Genomic DNA, 778 nt, shown 5'->3' on the forward strand with positions numbered 1-778 from the left:
ATGAAGTTGCTGTTGATGCGTTTCTAAATAATCGCCTTGGTTTTACAGACATAGCTCGCATCAATGAATTGGTTTTGCATAAAATCACCGCAAGCTGCAAACCTGAGAATGCGAATAGCTTGGAAAGCTTGCTAGAGCTAGATAGAATGTCTCGAACTATCGCCCTAGAAATTATACGCGAGCGTAGCTAATGACTGGTATTTTGTGGAATCTCGTTTCTTTTATCGTTGCACTGGGCATTCTCGTTGCCGTGCACGAGTTTGGGCACTTTTGGGTTGCTCGTCGTTGTGGCGTGAAGGTTGAAAGATTTTCCATCGGTTTTGGTAAGTCTATTTGGCGAAAAGTTGGTCAAGACGGAACCGAATACACTATCTCAATGATTCCTCTTGGTGGATACGTCAAAATGGTAGATAGCCGTGTTGACGATGTGCCAGAAAGTGAAAAACATTTAGCCTTTGATCAAAAGCCGCTTTGGAAACGAACGTCTATTGTTGCAGCTGGCCCTATCTTTAATTTCTTATTTGCTATTTTTGCTTATTGGTTGGTTTTCCTGATTGGTGTACCTGCGGTAAAACCCGTAATTGGTGAAGTTACACCCAATTCGATTGTTGCTGAGGCAGGAATTGAATCTGGAATGGAACTAAAAGCAGTATCAGGCATCAAAACTCCGGATTGGGAATCAGTTAATATGGGATTAATTTCTCATATTGGTGATGACGCTATGACGCTAACACTGACGTCAGACTCAGAAGTTGGCGCTGAAGTGACGAAAACGCTG

Annotated in this window: 1 protein-coding gene and 1 pseudogene; both read left to right on the forward strand. The window is 42.5% G+C overall.

Going from position 1 to position 778, the window contains the following annotated elements:
- Positions 1 to 191 (forward strand): annotated as a pseudogene (locus tag R8O11_RS26880) (1-deoxy-D-xylulose-5-phosphate reductoisomerase); the annotation flags it as partial.
- The coding region (gene rseP, locus R8O11_RS26885; RefSeq protein WP_318110837.1) for an RIP metalloprotease RseP at positions 191 to 778 on the forward strand (588 nt) is incomplete at its 3' end. The pseudogene R8O11_RS26880 and the gene rseP, both read left to right, overlap by 1 nt.

Source organism: Vibrio sp. 1288 (assembly GCF_033344475.1).